A 17336-nucleotide genomic window follows, 5' to 3' on the forward strand; every position below is an offset into this window, starting at 1 on the left:
GGGGGCCGTCCCCCACAGCGGGCGGCGGCACGGACGCCGGCCCGGGAAATGGGCGTCGACACGGACGCCAGCCCCGGTGGCCGATCGTCCGCCGTCCGGCGGCTCAGGCCGCGGTGCTCAGGTCCGGTACTCCGCAGCCCCCCGTGCGCAGCACCACCGGGGTGGTGCGGCGCCGGCGCAGGGCGAAGCCCGCTCCGATCGTGCCCGCGATGATCACGCCTCCGCCGACGAGGGCGCCGCGGGCCCCGGCCGTCTGCATGAGGAGGCCGAGTGCAGGCGGGCCGCCGAGGCCCCAGGCCGTGCTGATGGTCCGCCACACGCCGAGCACACGGCCGCGCAGGTGGGCCGGAGGATCGGTCTGCAGGACGGTCGTGCCGGCGGTGTCGGAGACGGACTCCACCACGGCCATGGGCAGGACGAGCACCAGCAGGAACGCGAGCGAGGGCGAGAGCCCCGCCACGACCTGGAGGAGTCCGCCCACGGCGGCCAGCGTGCCCACCACCCGCACGGAGGGCCGGCGCAGCCGGGCACCGAGGACCGCACCGACGATGCCTCCGACAGCGAGGACGGTGGACACCGTGCCGAACGCCCCGGCGCCGCCCGCGAGCGGGCCGGTGACGAGGACGGCCAGGGTGAGGCCGTAGTTGCGTCCGAAGATCGCGCTGATCCCGGTGATGCCCGCGAGGGCGACCAGCCGCGGGCGGCGCGCGAAGAACGCCAGGCCCTGCCGCACGGTCATGTCCCCGCCCGCGGGCCGACCGCCGCGCTGGGCCGGAATGGCCGGCGCACGGCGCACGGGAGCCCGTACGGCGCCGGGTGCCGGGCGGAGGAAGGGGATGACGGAGGCGACGAACAGGAAGGAGACCCCGTTCGCGGCGTACGCGGCGGCCGTGCCGAAGAAGCCGACCGCCACACCGGCGAGCGCCGTACCGGCGAGCCGGCCCGCGCTGTGCACCAGCGAGCCCACGCCTATCGCGGAGGGGACGTCCTCCTCGCGGACGAGGTCGTTGCCCAGCAGGGCGCACGCGGGCCCGTCGACGGTGGCGATCAGGCCGGTGACGGCGGCCAGCACCATCAGCACGGGCACGTCGAGGCGGCCGAGCGCGACGAGGACGGCCGTCGTGAAGGCGACGGCGCCGAGGAGCGCCTGGCTGACAGCAGCGGTCACCTTCCGGGGCAGGCGGTCGACGGCGGCGCCGCCCGCGAGGCTCACGAGGAGAGCGGGGGCAGCCTGGACGGAGATCGACAGACCGGTGGCGGCGGCGGACCCGGTGATCTTCAGGACCAGCAGGTTCTGCACCGTGAGCTGCATCCAGGTGCCGGCGTTAGAGACGAAGTTCGCCAGGGACCACCAGCGCATGCTGCGGTACTTCAGGGATCTCCAGGGCGAGGACGACTCGGCCGCCGGGGCCGCGGAGGCGGCGTCCGGCGCGGCAGCAGCCGGCATGGGGGCAGGAGAGGGCGCGGAAGCGACAGGGGAAGAAGGCACAGTGATCTTCGGGGAGGGGTCCCGGGGGACTCACACGGAACATCGGCGGGAGCTCGGTACACCGGCTGCGCTGCGCGGTCGCTCCCCCGGATCTTGCGGGTGCCGTGCCGCCGGTGAGCCGCGGTGCGAGTCCCGGGAGAACGACGTCGACCATCGTGGCAGACGGGACCGGCCAGTCGTCGTCGCGTGCTCCGGACGGGGTGCCGAACACACACCAAGTCCCCGATCGTGTCGGGGACTTGGTGCTCCTGTGTACTTGCTCACAGCGTTCGTGGCCGGCCGCCGTGACGTCGGTCCTCCGGCTACTCCTGGAGGGGCGTCTTCGGCGCGTCCCGCAAGTGATGCGACAGCCCGGGCGGGCTTGCCGCCCTCACGTGCCTGCTCGGCACCCTGTGCGGCCGTGTGCCCGAGGTCGGAGTCGGGACCCGCCCGCACCGACCGCGCCAGGTCGCCGCGGCTGGTCCACATGTGACACGAGCGCCCGCCTGCCACGGCTCTCCGTACTGGCACGGTCACTGGCCAACATGCCGGAAGGGACGGCCACGGCCTCCGCCCTCTAGGGGGACCCCGCGGCTCCGCCGTCACTGTCGATCGTCATCGGTCGGCCTCGTAGGGCTCCCGGCCACGCAACGATCACGCAGCCCCCACTGCTGCGGCCGGGACGTCTTGCCGCTCGACCGCCAACAGGGCCATGTCGTCCGTCACCACGCCGCCCGTATGCTCCTCCACGTCGGCGAGCAGGCTCTTTCCGGCCACGGCACTAGGCGGCCCCCGGGGGGCCGTCTCCCGCCGCCAGCTCCGCCCAGATGGTTTTCCCATGACGGCTTTGTCGCGTGCCCCAGCGCCGGGCGAGCTGAGCGACGATGAACAGGCCACGGCCGCCCTCGTCGAAGGTTCGCGCTCGTCGCAGATGTGGGGTGGTGGTGCTGCCGTCGGACACTTCGCAGATCACACTGTCGTCTTCGTGGATGAGGGAGAGCCGGACGGGGGGCTGCGCATAGCGGATCGCGTTGGTCACCAGCTCACTGACGATGAGCTCGGTCGTGAACGCCGCGTCGTGCAGCCGCCAGACAGCCAGTTGGCGGGCCGCCTGCTCACGGGCGTCGGCGACGACGGCAGGGTCCGCCGGAAGATCCCACCCGGCGACGTGGTCGGAGTGCAGAACCCGCGTGCGCGCCATGAGAAGGGCCACATCGTCGGTGGGCCGGCCGTCGAGAAGGGTGTCCAGAACGGCCCGGCAGCTCTCCTCCAACGAGGGCTCCGGCGTGCTCAGTGCGTGCAGAAGCTCCTGCAGTCCGCTGTCGGGGTCGCGGTGGTTCCCCCGGATGAGACCGTCGGTGTAGAGGACCAACAGGCTGCCCTCGGGCACCTGCACCTCCATCGCCTCGAAGGGCAGGCCTCCCAGCCCGAGGAGGGGGCCAGGGGGAACGTCGACGATCCGGGTGCTCCCGTCCGGCGCGACCATTGCGGGTGGGGGGTGACCTGCGCTGGCGAGCGTGCAGAGGCCTGCGACAGGATCGTAGATCGCGTACAGGCAGGTTGCTCCGATCTCTCCCTCGGCGTCGCCGACATCGAGGTCCGCCCTGGCGCCCCCGAGTGCGCTCTCGGTGCTCAGCCGTAGGACGACGTCGTCGAGGTGAGTGAGGAGTTCGTCGGGTTGCAGGTCGATGTCGGCCAGTGTGCGCACGGCGGTACGCAGCCGGGTCATGGTCGCCGAAGCGAGCAGCCCGTGCCCGACCACGTCACCGACGACCAGCGCGACACGGGCGCCGGACAGCGGTATCACGTCGAACCAGTCACCGCCCACTCCGGCGCCGTGGTGTGCCGGGAGGTACCGGCTCGCCACCTCCACCGCAGCGAGCTCGGGCATACGCCTGGGCAGGAGGTTCTGCTGCAGGATCCGGGACGTTTCGCGTTCGCGGAAGTACCGTCTGGCGTTCTCCAGGCACACTGCGGCCCTGGACCCCATTTCCTCGGCCAAGACAAGATCATCGCTGTCGAACGGGCGGGGATGCCGATGCCGCAGGAAGATCACCGTCCCTAGGATGCCCCCTCGGGCACACAACGGCACTGCGATCGCCGCGTACCCGTCGCCTCCGCCCGGCGCCAGGGCGGCGAGGCTCGGGTCCTGCGCCAGCCAGCCCTTCACGTCGACGTCATCGACGTATCCGGCTCGCGCAGGCGCACACGCGCTCAGGTAACGGGCCGGGAACGACACCTGTGGGTGCTCACCAGGCTTCAGCGCACCTCGGTGGACCCCCGGGCTTACGGGCTGCAGGGCCACCAGGCGCAACTCGACGGGCTCCCCCGGCGGCTCGGTCGGGGGCTCTCTGCCTCTTAGAACGCTCTCGAACACCCCCACGCTGACGACGTCCGCGAACCGCGGGACGGTGACTTCCGCCAGGTCGCGCGCCGTTTGCGTCACGTCCAGCGTACTGCCGAAGCGCTCGCTGGCGTCGCTGAGCAGGGCCAGCCGACGCCGGGCGATCATGATCCGTAGCCGGACTCGGCAGACCGCCAGGCCGACACCGCCCGCCACCGCCACGCCCACGAGGACCACGACACGACCGCCCGGGAGGACGTCGGGCAATGCGACGCCATAGATGAGGCCGACCGCCACGACGGAGAGCACGCCGACCACCAGGGTGAGACGGAACGACAACAACGCGGCGGCCACCAGCGGGGCGAACACCGCGTAGAGAGCCCACCGGACGTGACCAGCGCCCGAAATCTCGACCACCACGGCGGAGAACAACGCGATGTAGGCGAGGATCAGCACGAAAACACGTTCGCCGAAGCGAAGGGTAGCGGCCATACGCCATCTCCACCCGCTCGGAGCCTCGCCGAGAGCCCGACGGGGCGCAGGAGCGAAGATCCCCGGGATGGCAGCTGCCCCTTCATCCGCTTCCACCGCTGCCGCACGACTCCGCGGGGAGCTGCTGTCGAAGCGGGAACCCACTCTCGTGCTCACAAGGTAACAGGTGCCTGGCGTGGCGTCCTGCGAGGCGAGGACGAGCGCCATGCCGTGGCAACCGCACGAGTCCGGTGAGCAGTGGTCATCGTTGGACCCTCCTTCCTCGTCAGCCGAGTTTGCGTCGCAGTTGCAGGCTGTAGAGCAGGAAGAGCGAGGGAGCGATCAGCGCTGCCGCGACGCAGGACACCGCGAACAGCACCCACAAGGTGGCCGCCGGAGCCGCCGCTTGCTGAATGGTCACGTGCGTGCCCAGGAGGTAGGGGTACTGGGCGACTCCCCAGCCCGCGACGACGGTGGCGATCGCGATGGCCGCCAGGGTACGCACGACGGAAGGACGGCCCCTTCGCAGCAGGAGGAGCGCGGCGAGGCCGCACAGGCCGGAGACGGCAAGGAGAGGCGCGCCCACCGTGCTCAGCTGGTGGAACAGCCGCGGGGAGTCGGCGTGCAGCAGGAAGACGCCCGCCAGCGCCACCAGGCCCGCAACGACGCCCGCGCCGAAGGCGCGATAGCGGAACGCCTTTTCCAGCGAGCTGTCCCCTCGCCGCCTGGCCTGTCCGGTGAGGAACACGGCGGCGAGATAGGCGCAGACCGTGACCGCGAGTACGCCGCCCAGAGCGGAGGTCGGGTTGACCCAACTGGACAACACGTCACCATGTCCCGCCGAGGGGACGCGGCCGGAGGCGATCCCGCCCGCGATGGTGCCGAAGAAGAACGGGGTGAGTACCGACGAGCAGGCGAAGGCGGCGCCGCTTGTCTGCTCCGCCCGGCCTTGGGTCAGCACATGGCGGAAGGCAAAGCCGGCTCCCCTGGCGACGATGCCCAGCGCCGCCAGTCCCAGGGGGAAGTACAGGGTTGTGGTGATGGCGGTGAAGGCTTGGGGAAAGGCCGTCCAAACCGTGACGAGACAGAAGATCAGCCATGTGTGGTTGGCTTCCCACACGGGGCTGAGAGACAGGTCGATCAGCTCGCGAGTGCGGCGTCCGCGGGCAGGCCCTCCGGCCGTCAGGTCCCAGAAGCCGGCTCCGAAGTCCGCCCCGCCGAAGAGGGCGTAGGCGATGACACCGATGAACAGGACCACCGCGATCAGAGTGCTCATATCTCATCAGCTCCGACCGCGCTCGTCCGTCGCCGGGGCAGGCAGGGCAGGCCGGGGGCCGTACGGAACCGCGACGGCGTCGGTGCCCTCCACAGACCACCGGCGGCGCATGGTGCGCAGGACGAACCAGGCACCGGCACCGACGCAGAAGTAGATCGCAAGGACCGTGGCGAAGAGCGGCCACAGATTGCCCCGCGTAGCGACCGCGTCCTTCGTCAGCAAGAGCCCCACGACGGTCCAGGGCTGGCGGCCGACCTCGGTCACCACCCAACCGCTCCACAGGGACAGCAGCGCAACCGCACCGGCGATCGACGCAATGCGCAGGAACCAGCGGTTCGTGGGCACCTCGCGTCGCCGCCACCAAAGCCAGCCGTACCACAGGGACAGCAGAAGCAGCAGCGTCGCGGTTGCGACCATGACATCGAAACCGAGGTGCACGACGCTGACCACGGCGTCATCCGGGCGTACCGCTACGGGGATGGCGTCCAGGCCCTTGATTGTGGTGGAGGGGCGGAAGCCGGCGAGGATGGAGGCCACGTCGGGAAGCCCGATGCCGTTGCGGACCTTGCCGTCGACCAAGATGCCACCGAGGGTCTCCGGGATGTGATTGCCGGTTTTCGGAACCATCTCGATGGCGGCGAACTTGGCCGGTTCCCTGTCGAACACCTGACGGGCGATGGTGTCGCCGACGAGGAACTGCAGCGGCATGGCGATCGCCGCGACCGTGAACGGCACCTGGAAACCAAGACGGTGGTACTGGTCCCGACGTCCCCTCAGCAGGCCCCACGCGTACACCCCGGCGACCATGAACCCCGCGACGATGTACGACGCGAGGAGCATGTGCACCATCTCCCACCAGAATGCGCCGTTGAAGAAGACCTTGGACGGGGCCACGCCGACCACGCGCCCGTTGTTCACCGTGATCCCGGCGGGCTGGTTCATCCAGCCGTTCGCCGCGATGACGGAGGCCGTTCCGCCGACGCTCGCCAGGGTGACCACGACGCCGGTGCAGAAATGCGGCCACGGTGCAAGCCCCTTCCAGCCGTAGATGTAAATGGCCATGAAGATGGCTTCGAGGAAGAAGAAAAGCCCTTCGATGGCGAAGGGAAAGCCGAACGCGGGGCCATATCTGCCCATCAGTCCGGGCCAGAGCAACCCCAACTCGAAAGTCAGCACGGTGCCGGAGACGGCCCCGACCGCGAACAGTACGGCCGCCACCTTCGACCACCGCTGTGCCAGGAGCAGCGCATGCTGATCGGCGCGGCGCAGCGCCCGGTAGTGGCAGAGCAACATCATGAAGGTGAACGCGACACCGAAGGGCACAAGAACAATGTGAAAGCCCAAGGTGAACGCCATCTGCTCGCGCGCGGGTAGGAGCTGTGGCGGGTCGGCGGCTCCCACAAGGGCAGACAGCACCATGAATTCCCTTTCCGGCTCGGACGGCGGCGGACGGCCCGCGAATTCGTCGCGCGCCTTTGGCTGCGGCGACCAAGTGGCTATGAACACTTGGGCGCTTTGTCAAACCTTCACGACGACGCCTCACCCCATCGCCAATTCGAAAAGGCGGGAACCACAGAGCTGATCCTAGCGGGCAAACCTTCGCCTGCTCGGCAGTCGACAGTGTCGCTCTTTCCTCGTGGAGGTCTTCTCGTGAGCGCCGTGCATCGCGAGGACTCGACTTGCGATACTTCGCTCCCGCACGCGCTTGTGGTCGCACATCCCGGCGAAAGAGCAGGCACCGGTGACCGCCGCTGAACCAGGACTCCTGCCAGCCGAGTTTGATCAGGAGGTTCTTCGCCTCCTCGGCCACCTGCAGGTCGGCGACGACGTCGTAGCGGGCTGCGATGATCCGACTGCGGGAAGCGAAGTCGCGGCGACCTCCCGTGAGTGCGTGACCGGTGAAACCGAAGTTCCAGCGCCGCCCCGTACCCGCGACGGAGGGCGGCGAGCGCGGCGCCTGAGAGCCACTCCCCGGCCGTGGCCCTGTCGCCGGGGATCGAGCGCCCGGCCTGCGCATGGCTCCGCCGGGCCCCGGGTACTCGGGGGTCCGGCGCTTTTGGCGGCGCCGTGTCAACCGCAACGTCTCACCGCCTGGAGGAGCCATGGCGGGTGTCAGCCCCACCGATCTGCAGAAAGCACTGTCCGGCGCGGAGTACCCGGCCGACACCGAGCAGCTCAAGAAGGTCGCTCGGGACAACCGGGCTCCCAAGGAGATCACCGAGCGCATCGATCACCTCGGGAAGAAGAAGTTCCAGAACCCGGCCGAGGTGAGCAAGGCGGTGTTCGAGAACGAGTGATCCGATGTCGAAGGTGCGGCGGCCGGGGCGAGGTGCCCCGGCCGCGGTGTGTGCGCCTGCGGTCAGCCGACGTACTTGCGGGCCGGGGAGTTCCGCCTCGCCTCCTCCAGGGCGACCAGCCGGGCCTCGAGGTCGGCGGGCACGGGATCGCGCTGTTTCAGGACCCAGGGAAGCCCCGCCGCCGCCCGCGCGAACGCCCGCACGGACGCGGGGTCCCGGGGGACGGTGCGCAGCAGGTACCAGGTGCGGCACAGCGCGGACGGCCAGGGACGGCGCAGCCAGGTGAACCAGAGGGTGTTGCGCAGTCCGAGGACGCGCCGTTCGGTGCTGTCCCGTACCTGCGACGCCGCGTGATGGATGGTCAGTTCGGGTACGTAGCTGAGCCAGTGGCCCCGGCGCAGCAGGTCGGTGGCGAGGAGTTCCTCCTCGCCGCCCAGCCACAGTCCGGGGTGGAAGCCGCCCGCGGCCCTGAAGGCGTCCACGCGCATCACGGTCGCGGCGGCGAGGAAGGACCCCAGAGCGGGGCCGGGCAGCCAGTCGGGGCCCGTGAGGGGTGAGTCGCGCAGTTCGGCGACGACGGGGTCCTCCTCCCCCGACGGCTCGACCACGATGCGGCCCGTCACGGACGCGAGCCGGGGATGGGCGTCGAGGAGGTCCGCGGCCCGCCGCAGGGATCCCGGTTCCCACCAGGTGTCGTCGTCGCAGAACGCCACATAGGGCGTCCGTACGTGGCGCACGGCCAGGTTGCGGCCGACCGCTCCCAGGTTGCGTCCGGGGCACAGCAGCCGGACCTCGGGGAAGTGCCGGGTGACGGCGTCCGCGGTGCCGTCGGTGGATCCGTTGTCGGTGACGACGACCTTGGGCCGCTCGGGAAGGTCCCGCAGGATCCGCAGGGTGCGCAGCAGTTCCGGGCGGCGGTCCCGGGTGATCACGACGACCGTGGTCCGGCGGTCGGGGTGGAGGTCGTCACCGTGCGGGGTGCCGGTGTCGTTCCGGGGTGTCGTGGCGGGCACATGAGAGGGGTCGTGGGGCATGTCCGCTCGTCCTCGGTCGTCGGTGCTCATGAGGTGGCCCGCTCCAGCAGGCGAACGGCGTGCTCGATCCGTGCGGGCAGCGGTTCGCGGTCCCTGAGGGCCGCGGGGAGCCGGGCGATCGCACCGCGCAGCGCCGCCGCGGCGTCGCGCTCCCCGCGGGCCGCCGCCGCGGCGAGGCGGGCGGTGTGGCCCAGTGCCACCGTGACGGGCCGGCGGAGCCACGCGGTGAGCAGGGCGTTGCGCCGCTGGACCGCCGAGCGGCCGGGGCGTTCGCCGGGGTCCGGGTGGTGATGGGCCGTCACCGACGGCACATAGCTGACGCCCCAGCCGCGGGCCGCGAGGTCATAGGCCAGCAGGGTCTCCTCGCCCCCGAAGAACAGCACCCGGTGGTAGCCGCCTGCTTCCAGGAAGGCCCGGCGGCGGACCACCGCCGCGCAGGCGAGGAAGCCGAGCACCGGGCGGCCGGGCAGGTCGGGGTCGGGCGGCAGCGGCGAGCGCGCGAGGACGGAGTTCAGCGGGTCCTCGGCGGCGTCCGGGCCGACCAGGGTGCGGGCGGCCAGCAGGCCGAGCCGCGGGTGGGCGTCGAGGACGTCCGCGGCGGTGTCCAGGGAGCCCGGCGCCCACCAGGAGTCGTCGTCGCTGAAGGCGACGTAGGGCGTGGCGGCCTGCCGTGCCGCCAGGTTGCGGCCCAGTGCGCCGGTGTTGCGTCCGGCGACCAGGACGCTCACGCCCAGCGGGTGGTCGCGTACGGCGTCGACGGTCTCGTCGCTGGAGCCGTTGTCCACGACGATGACCGGCGGCCGCTCGGGCAGGTCGGCCAGCCGGTCCAGGGTGCGCAGCACGCTGTCACGACGGTCGCGCGTGATCATGGCGACGGTGACACGGGGGGCGTGCCGCTCGCGCGCGTCGATGTCCTTCACGCGCCCTCCCGGAGCAGCTTCCGCAGGCCGTGCAGCACGTCGTGAGCCGTGATCTCGTTCAGACCCGGGTGGACACGCGTGTCCTCGCGGAAACCGGTCTCGTCGCCGAGGAGCAGACCGGGCACGCCGTAGGGTGCCCGGCGCGGATCGACCGGAGAGCGGAGCGAGAGGACGGGGGTGCCGGTGGCGGCGAGCTGGGCGGGGGCCGTGCTGCCGGTGACGACGACGTCGGCGGCCCGCACCACCCCGGCCAGGGTCCGCGCGTCCGTGCGGCCGCCGAGGTCCACGGCCGTGCCGCCGCTCACGTAGCTGGTCAGGGCGGTCTCGTGCGGGCCGCCGGTGACGACGACTCGATGGCCCGCGTCGGCCAGCAGGGCGACCGCCTGCGCGCAGCCGTCGGGGTCCCAGGCGCGGTTCGGAACGCCGGCCCCGGGGTGGACCACCACGTAGGAGCCGTTGCCGGTGAGGCCGGCAGTGTCGGGCGACGGCACCACGCGCAGCCGTCCGTCGTCCCCGTCGCGGAGCGAGAAGCCCAGGCCGGCCGCTGCCTGAAGTGCCGCCTCGGCCTCGTGGTCGGGGCGGCCCTGCGGGCGCCGGGCCGGGCTGTCCTGGCCGACGGCTCCGACGCGGGGCACCCGCGCCGTGCGCAGCAGCTCCTCGACCGGCAGGGGCCTTCGGTGGAGCGGGGTGAGCTCGAGCGCCAGGTCGTAGGAGCCCTCGCACAGGTGCCGCAGCAGTCGGTCGGTGTCCGCCTCGCCTTCGGCCGACGGGTCGGCGCCCTGCCGGGCGCCCTCCGCCACGAGGACGTCGTCGGCATGGGGCAGCAGCCGGGCGGCGGGGGCACCGCGGGGGCCGCACAGGACCGTCACGTGCCGGGCCCGGGTGGCGACCGCCCGGACGGCCGGCCCGGTCAGCAGGACGCCTCCGAAGCCGCCGAGCCGCACGACGAGCGCCTTCACCGCGCCCCTCCCCCGTGCGCCACTGGCTCGGGGGTCCTGTCCGTGAGGGCGGCGATGGTCCGCTTGAGCCCTTCCTCCCAGGTCACCTTCGGCACCCAGCCGAAGAGTTCCCGGGCGAGGGTCGTGTCGGGCCGGCACCGCGCGGGATCACCCGGGTCCCGGTCGACGAAGGCCAGGCGCGAGTCGGAGCCGGTGAGGGCGATCACCCGGCGCGCGATCTCCTCGACGGTGGACTCCTCGTCTCCGCCGATGTTGACGGGCCGCACGGACCGGCTGGCGGCGACCCGCAGGATGCCGTCGACGGAGTCGTCGACGTAGCACAGGGAGCGGGTCTGGCGGCCGTCGCCCTCGATGGTGACCGGGTCACCGGCCAGTGCCTGCCGGATGAAGGCGGGGATGGCCTGGCGGCCGTCCGCCGGCATCCGGGGACCATAGGTGGTGAACACCCGCACGATTCCCGCGTCGGTGCCCCGGGCGCTCGCGTGGGCGGTGGTGAGCGCCTCGGCGAACCGCTTGGACTCGTCGTAGGCGCTGTGCGGTCCCACGGGGTCGGCGTCGCCCCAGTAGTCCTCCCGCTGCGGGTGCACCGCCGGATCGCCGTAGACCTGGCAGGAGGAGCCCAGCAGGAAGCGGGCGCCGTCCCGGTCGGCGACGGCCAGCGCGTTGCGCGTGCCGAGGCCGCAGGCGGCGATCGTCTCCAGGGCGCGGCCCCGGGCGTCGGCGGGAGAGGCGGGACCGGCGAAGTGCAGCACCACGTCGTAGGGGCCGGCGAGGACTTCTCGGCTCTCGGGCCGCGCGATGTCGCACTCCACGAACCGGAAGCCCGGCCGGCCGGTCAGATGGGCGATGTTGGCCACCGATCCCGACGCCAGGTCGTCCGCGCAGTCGACGTCGATCCCGCTGTCCAGGAGACGCTCGCACAGGTGTGAGCCGAGGAACCCCGCGCCCCCGGTCACCACGGCACGGCCCCAGAAGGGCCGGGCCGTCGGCAGCGGGGAGAACGTGGTCGTCGGCGTCATCAGCACGTGGTCTTCCGCCTTCCTTCCGCCGATGGGTGATGCGCGCCTGCGCACGGCGGCCGGTCGAGTGCCCTGGCGAGTCGTTTTCATGCTCCGGCCTGCGGTGAGGGCGTGCCACAGGGGTGCGGGCACCGCACCGCCTACCGCGTGGCGGCCACCGTGGTTCGCCGTGGCTCGTACGAGTGAAACCGCGCGGCCGGACGGAGCGTCCGGCATCCCCCGGGCCGAACGGGGTACTTCGCCGCCATGCGGGTGAGCGTGATTGACGTGGGTTCGAACACGATCCGTCTGATGGTGGCGGACGCGGAGCGCGGTGTGCCCCTCCCGGTGCACACCGCGAAGTGGAAGCAGCGGCTGTCCGACCAGACGGACGCGGACGGGCGGATGGCGGACGCGGCGGTGAACCAACTGGCCCAGTCGGTCGCCGAGGCCGCCGCGACGGCCGAACGGTGGGGCTCGGGGCCGCCTCTGGCGTTCGCGACCGCGGTGGTGCGTGCCGCGCCCAACCGGCGGGAGGTCCTGGAGGCGGTGCGCGGCCAGACGGGTGTGGCCCTGTGCACGCTGCCCGGCGAGGTGGAGGCGGAGCTGACGTTCCTCGCGGCACGGCGGTGGATGGGCTGGCGGTCCGGGCCGCTGGCGCTGCTCGACATCGGCGGCGGTTCCCTGGAGGTCGCGCTGGGAAGGGGCAGCCTGCCGGACTTCGCCGCGTCACTGCCGCTCGGTGCGAACCGGCTCACCCGTGAGTTCTTCGCCGAGAACGACCCGCCCACCCCGGCGGACATCAAGGCGCTGCGCCGCAAGGTACGTCACCAGCTGCGCGACGTGGCCACGCGCGCCCGTTGGGAGAGCCCCTGCACGGCGGTGGCGACCTCGCGCACGTTCCAGCAGCTGGCACGGTTGTGCGGCGCGCCGCCGGGGCGGCACGGCCCGTTCGTGCACCGTGAGTTGCGCCGTGCGGATCTGCGGCGGGCCATCGACGACCTGTCCTCCCGCCGGTCGGCGGAACGGGCCGACCTGCCGGGCATCTCCGCGCCACGGGCGCGCCAGAGCCTGGCCGGTGCCCTGGTCGGCCACACCGCCATGAAACTGGGGAACTTCGAGACGGTGACCATCTGCCCGTGGGCGGTCAGGGAGGGTGTGCTGCTGCGGTCCATCGAGGACGGCCTCGGCTGGTGGTCGGAGGTAGCGCAGGACGGTGAGGAGACGTTGTCGGGCGCCGCCGTTCCGCTGCGCGTGGCGGAACCGACGGCCTGACCGGGACACACGACGGGGGGCGATCGGGCCGCGGGACGCTCCAGCCCCGCGGCCCGGTCGCCGCCCTGAAGGCCGCACCCTCGTCTCGGCGTGCACGGGTCACCCGTCCGCGCCTGCACGGGGTCACGGGGCCACCCCGAGCAGGCGGCCCCGCACGGGTCACCCGTCCGCGCCTGCACAAGGTCACGAAGCCACCCCGAGCAGGCGGCCCCGCGGTGTGCGGCCGGCCGGACGCCGGGGCGCTCCTCAGGCCCGGTCCGTCAGGGCCGCCACGAGTGCCGGTGTGTTGTCGTCGTCCGGGTCCTCCAGGAACTCGCGGCGCACCTGCCGGGCCGCGACCCGGCCGGAGGTCAGGCACCACTGCCACCAGTGGTCCAGCCGCCGCGTGGTGAGACGGTCCGCGGGGACCAGCGCGGGCCAGCCGCAGGCCTCGGCCTGGGCGGTCAGCTTGGCGCCGCCCTCGACGGGGTCCACGGCCAGGGCCGGCACTCCGCCGCGCAGCGCGAGCACCAGTCCGTGCAGCCGGTCGGTGACCACCAGGTCCATCCGGGAGAGCACGGACTCGAACTGTCCGGGCGTGGCGCACAGCCGCCAGTCATGGCTGTCGAGCCGGGTCTCCAGCTCCACGCGCGCGCAGTCCTTGCCGGCCAGCCACCGGGTGACCGCCTCGGCGGCCTCGTCGTGCCGGCGCCTCTCCCCGTACTCGTGCTGCCCGTGCGTGAGGATCACCCCGACGACGGGCGTGGTCGTCTCGCTCGGCGCGTGGGTGGACAGGTCGGGCACGGGGCCCATGGCGGGGGCGTCCCTCGGCAGGACCCGGTGGAATCCGGTGACGGCCGGGTCGTCGGCGTCCAGCACGGAGGTGCCGACCGCGATCCGCACGCAGTGCGCGAAGCGCCGGTGCAGTTCCTCGATCCCGGGTCCGTGCAGCGGTCCGCAGATGAAGATCAGATGCGAATAAGAGGCGGGCCGTACGTCGTCCAGGTGCAGCGCCGACGGTCGGAAGCCGGGGCTCCACGCCACGTCGTAGGGGATCCCGTGGTGACGCAGCACGTCCTCGACCCGCCGCAGGGCCAGCACATCCCCCGCGGTGGCCTCGCCGTCCACAAAGCTGAACCATCCGGTCAGCAGAGTCCTCAGATGCCTCGCACACACAACGCCTCACGAGTGCCCCCTCGTCACGTGCTCACTCATCCCGGCGTCGGTTCGAAGGTATCCGGGCCGGCGTTCACGGTCGGCGCGTCGGCGCGCCGGAGGGCTGCGGTATCGTCCGGGCCGTCGGAGCCCGTACGGAGCGGGCCGGGAGTACACGGAGTCCTGCCGACGAGGTGCCCGCCATGACCGAAACCGATCAGGGACCCGGGGCCGCGGCGGCCCGGTTCACCGGGCGTCAGGTGACCGGTGTGCGCTCGGGTTCCGGTGCGCTCACCGAGGTCGTCCTCGACGGTGGCCGGGTGCTGATGGTCAAGCGTGGCGACGACCCCGGCTCCCTGCGGGCCGAGGCGGCCGGGCTGCGCTGGCTGGCGGACGCCGGCACGGTGCGCGTCCCCGCCGTGCACGGTCATGACGAGCACTGGCTGGTGACCGACCGTGTCCCGCCCGGGCGGCCGAGCGCCGAGGCGGCGGTGCGCTTCGGCCGCGAACTGGCGGCCCTGCACGCGGCGGGCGCGCCCGCGTTCGGGGCCCCGCCGCCCGGCGGTCCCGAGGACGCGTGCATCGGCCTGGCCCCGATGCGCAACGTCGCCGGTGAGGACTGGCCGAGCTGGTACGGCGAGCACCGGGTGCTGCCCTATGTACGCCGTGCGGTCGACGGCGGCACGTTGCGGTCCACCGAGGCGGCCTTGTTCGAACGCCTCTGCGGGCGGCTGCCGGAGCTGTCCGGTCCCGCGGAGCCGCCCGCCCGGCTCCACGGCGACCTGTGGAACGGCAACGTGCTGTGGGGCGCCGACGGCCACGCCTGGCTGATCGACCCGGCCGCGCACGGCGGACACCGGGAGACCGACCTCGCCATGCTGCACCTGTTCGGCTGCCCGCACCTGGACCGGGTGCTGGCCGGGTACCAGGAGGCGGCTCCGCTCGCGGACGGCTGGAAGGACCGGATCAGGCTGCACCAGCTCTTCCCGCTGCTGGTCCACACGGTGCTCTTCGGCGGCGGCTACGCGGGGCAGGCACTCGCGGCGGCCCGCGCGGCCCTGGCGGCCTGACCGCCACACACGTGTCCCCTGGCCGGGTACGGTCTCCTGGTCACCGCACCCGGAGGAGCCGCCATGTCCCGCGCCACCGACGCCTCGTACGACCTGTTGCCCGGCGCCGACGACTCTCCGGTGATCCTGCATGTGCCGCACGGGGCGCGGGAGATACCGGCGGAGGTGCGTGAAGGCATCCTGCTCGACGACACGGCCCTCGCCGGGGAACTGGATCACATCACGGACGCGCACACCGGCGAACTGGCCGGCCTCGCCGCGAAGGCCGCCACCGTCACGCCCTGGCGGTTCGTCAACCGGCTGTCACGGCTGGTCGTCGATCCCGAGCGGTTCCCCGACGAGCGGGAGGAGATGCTCGCCGTGGGGATGGGCGCCGTCTACACCCGCACCACGCACCGCGAGGCCCTGCGAGGGGCCGGCACCGACCCCGAACCGCTGCTGCGGCGCTACTTCCACCCGTACGCGCGGGCGATGACGGCGGCCGTCGCGGACCGGCTGGCCGCCACGGGCCGCGCGATCGTCCTCGACGTCCACTCCTACCCGACCGCCCCTCTGCCCTACGAACTGCACGGCGAGGGCCCCCGGCCGCCTGTCTGTCTGGGCACGGACTCCTTCCACACGCCGCCCGAACTGCTCGCCCTGGCGCGCGAGGCGTTCGCGGGGTTCGGCGGGACGGGGGTCGACAGCCCCTTCTCCGGGGCGTACGTCCCCCTGGAGTTCTACGGCTCACAGCCCCGGGTCGCGGCCCTGATGGTGGAGATCCGCCGGGACACCTACATGACCGAACCGGGCGGTGCCGCGGGCCCCGGCCTGCCCCGCCTCGCGTCGGCGCTGGCGGCCCTGGTGGACGCGGTGTCCTGACGGCCGCCCCGCCGAGGGTCACTGCAGCAGCGGGAGCTTGCCCACGATCTTGCTGACGCGGTTGCGGGGGCCCACGATGCTCACGGCGCAGTACACGAGGTCGTCGGTGGCGGTCTTGCCCACGGTGGCCTGGTAGTCGGCGTAGACCAGTGTCTCCTGGGCCGCGACCGGCATGTCGGCGACGAAGGTGTCGGCGTACGAGGCCGCCTTGGCACGGATGGCGCGGAGGGTGTCGGCGTCCGCCGCCAGGACCGAGCAGCCGGCCCAGGGCAGTCCGGGGTGCACGGTTCCCTCGGCGTCGGTGGCGTCTTCGCCGAGCAGGCCGGTCACCGCGGACTGCGTGGCCGCCGCGACGCAGACGGCGGCGTTGACGGCGCGGCCCGAGGGCAGGTCCCGGTCGACGACCACGACCCACTTGAGCCGGGCGGCACGGGTCGAGACGGTGGGGTCCGCCTCCTCGGGGGTGAAGCCGATCCGCGTTCCGGTCGTGTTTTCGTCGGCCATGAGCATTTCTCCTGAGCATTCCTGCGGCTGGTGTCGCAGAATGCTAGGCAGGTGTACGGCTATGGCGCTTGACTGTCGAACTTTCGCGGGTGATCGCAGTCGCCTGACAACTGGTGGTGCACTTCGTGCGGCAAGTCGCCGGATATGGCGTTGAACGTGCGGAGATGGATCGGTGCTCTTCACCGTTTCCGGCGCGCGGCCGCCGGGCGTTCGGCGGCGGGCTCGATGCGGCGGGGCTGGACGTGCTCGTAGGCCATGGTGGTCTGCACGTCGGCGACCTCACGTCGTTCGGTCAGCCGGTCGATGACGAAGGCGTAGACGCCGTTGACGTCCGGGACGGCGACGTGGATGAGGAAGTCGTGCGGCCCGGAGGTGACGAACAGGCCGATGACTTCGGGCAGTTGGGCGGCCCACTCGCGGAACCCCTCGATGACCGGACGGGCCGGCGGCCGGATGCGGACCGAGATGAGGGCCTGGACCGGGCGGCCCACCGCCTCCAGGTCCACGGCCGCGTGGTAGCCCGTGATGACCCCGCGCTCCCGCAGCAGCCGTACCCGCTCCAGCGAGGTGGACGGGGAGACCCCTGTCCGCGCGGCCAGCTCCCGGTTGGTCTGCCGTGCGTCGTCCTGCAGTTCCCGCAGCAGGGCGCGGTCCAGTGCGTCCATGTCCATGCGGCTCACTATGCCGTACGACGTTCGGTGGCAGCGGGGGATCTCCAGACGGCT

General features: G+C 72.4%; 15 protein-coding genes. 4 read left to right on the plus strand and 11 right to left on the minus strand.

The genetic code is table 11. From position 1 onward, the window contains the following. Positions 1-103 precede the first annotated feature (103 nt). From ACFYZE_RS22510 to ACFYZE_RS22525, 4 genes are all read right to left on the minus strand, one after another. On the minus strand, positions 104-1447 hold the full coding sequence (locus ACFYZE_RS22510) for an MFS transporter (protein WP_388996825.1): 1344 nt from the start codon (positions 1445-1447) through the stop codon (positions 104-106). 802 nt (positions 1448-2249) lie between these two features. Beyond that, positions 2250-4511: a SpoIIE family protein phosphatase gene (locus ACFYZE_RS22515; RefSeq protein WP_388996828.1), complete on the minus strand. Its 2262-nt coding sequence runs from the start codon at positions 4509-4511 to the stop codon at positions 2250-2252. Positions 4512-4569: 58 nt separating this feature from the next. Further along, a complete protein-coding gene (locus tag ACFYZE_RS22520; RefSeq protein ID WP_388996831.1) occupies positions 4570-5559 on the minus strand; it encodes a cytochrome d ubiquinol oxidase subunit II in 990 nt (329 codons plus the stop codon). 6 nt (positions 5560-5565) lie between these two features. Beyond that, the gene (locus ACFYZE_RS22525; protein ID WP_388996834.1) at positions 5566-7065 is read right to left on the minus strand and encodes a cytochrome ubiquinol oxidase subunit I; all 1500 of its coding nucleotides are present in this window, start codon (positions 7063-7065) and stop codon (positions 5566-5568) included. 596 nt (positions 7066-7661) lie between these two features. On the opposite strand from ACFYZE_RS22525, the gene ACFYZE_RS22530 reads away from it, so the two are divergent. Next, positions 7662-7856, plus strand: a complete 195-nt coding sequence (locus tag ACFYZE_RS22530; RefSeq protein WP_200422965.1) for a DUF2795 domain-containing protein — start codon at positions 7662-7664, stop codon at positions 7854-7856. Between the two features lie 62 nt (positions 7857-7918). Here the strand turns inward: ACFYZE_RS22530 and ACFYZE_RS22535 are convergent, their stop codons facing one another. From ACFYZE_RS22535 to ACFYZE_RS22550, 4 genes are read right to left on the minus strand one after another with little or no spacing between them, the layout of a single operon-like run. Then, entirely contained in the window at positions 7919-8920 is a 1002-nt protein-coding gene (locus ACFYZE_RS22535) for a glycosyltransferase family 2 protein (RefSeq protein WP_388996837.1), read from the minus strand. Further along, positions 8917-9759 (minus strand): glycosyltransferase, encoded by an 843-nt coding sequence (locus tag ACFYZE_RS22540; RefSeq protein WP_388997253.1) that lies wholly within the window; start codon positions 9757-9759, stop codon positions 8917-8919. Before ACFYZE_RS22540 ends, ACFYZE_RS22535 begins: the two co-directional genes overlap by 4 nt. A 47-nt stretch (positions 9760-9806) precedes the next feature. Beyond that, positions 9807-10769 carry a glycosyltransferase family 9 protein gene (locus ACFYZE_RS22545; RefSeq protein WP_388996840.1) on the minus strand — a complete coding sequence of 321 codons (963 nt, stop codon included), beginning with the start codon at positions 10767-10769 and terminating at the stop codon, positions 9807-9809. Then, on the minus strand, positions 10766-11788 hold the full coding sequence (locus ACFYZE_RS22550) for an NAD-dependent epimerase/dehydratase family protein (protein ID WP_388996843.1): 1023 nt from the start codon (positions 11786-11788) through the stop codon (positions 10766-10768). The genes ACFYZE_RS22545 and ACFYZE_RS22550 overlap by 4 nt, the downstream gene beginning before the upstream one ends. A 246-nt stretch (positions 11789-12034) precedes the next feature. Between ACFYZE_RS22550 and ACFYZE_RS22555 the strand changes: the two genes are divergently transcribed. After that, complete coding sequence (locus ACFYZE_RS22555; RefSeq protein ID WP_388996846.1) at positions 12035-13042, plus strand: Ppx/GppA family phosphatase; 1008 nt, start codon at positions 12035-12037, stop codon at positions 13040-13042. Between the two features lie 246 nt (positions 13043-13288). On the opposite strand, the gene ACFYZE_RS22560 is transcribed toward ACFYZE_RS22555, so the two are convergent. Continuing rightward, positions 13289-14149 (minus strand): polysaccharide pyruvyl transferase family protein, encoded by an 861-nt coding sequence (locus ACFYZE_RS22560; protein ID WP_388996849.1) that lies wholly within the window; start codon positions 14147-14149, stop codon positions 13289-13291. A 230-nt stretch (positions 14150-14379) separates the two neighbouring features. Between ACFYZE_RS22560 and ACFYZE_RS22565 the strand changes: the two genes are divergently transcribed. After that, on the plus strand, positions 14380-15246 hold the full coding sequence (locus ACFYZE_RS22565) for a fructosamine kinase family protein (protein ID WP_388996852.1): 867 nt from the start codon (positions 14380-14382) through the stop codon (positions 15244-15246). Positions 15247-15309: 63 nt separating this feature from the next. Then, positions 15310-16107, plus strand: coding sequence for an N-formylglutamate amidohydrolase (locus tag ACFYZE_RS22570; RefSeq protein WP_388996855.1), 798 nt, complete (start codon positions 15310-15312; stop codon positions 16105-16107). Between the two features lie 18 nt (positions 16108-16125). On the opposite strand, the gene ACFYZE_RS22575 is transcribed toward ACFYZE_RS22570, so the two are convergent. Together ACFYZE_RS22575 and ACFYZE_RS22580 are read right to left on the minus strand one after the other, a co-directional pair. Beyond that, positions 16126-16611 carry a DUF2000 domain-containing protein gene (locus ACFYZE_RS22575; RefSeq protein ID WP_388996858.1) on the minus strand — a complete coding sequence of 162 codons (486 nt, stop codon included), beginning with the start codon at positions 16609-16611 and terminating at the stop codon, positions 16126-16128. Positions 16612-16790: 179 nt separating this feature from the next. Beyond that, on the minus strand, positions 16791-17276 hold the full coding sequence (locus ACFYZE_RS22580) for an Lrp/AsnC family transcriptional regulator (protein ID WP_388997256.1): 486 nt from the start codon (positions 17274-17276) through the stop codon (positions 16791-16793). Positions 17277-17336 lie beyond the last annotated feature (60 nt).

Source organism: Streptomyces sp. NPDC001796 (assembly GCF_042892355.1).
Lineage (GTDB): Bacteria > Actinomycetota > Actinomycetes > Streptomycetales > Streptomycetaceae > Streptomyces.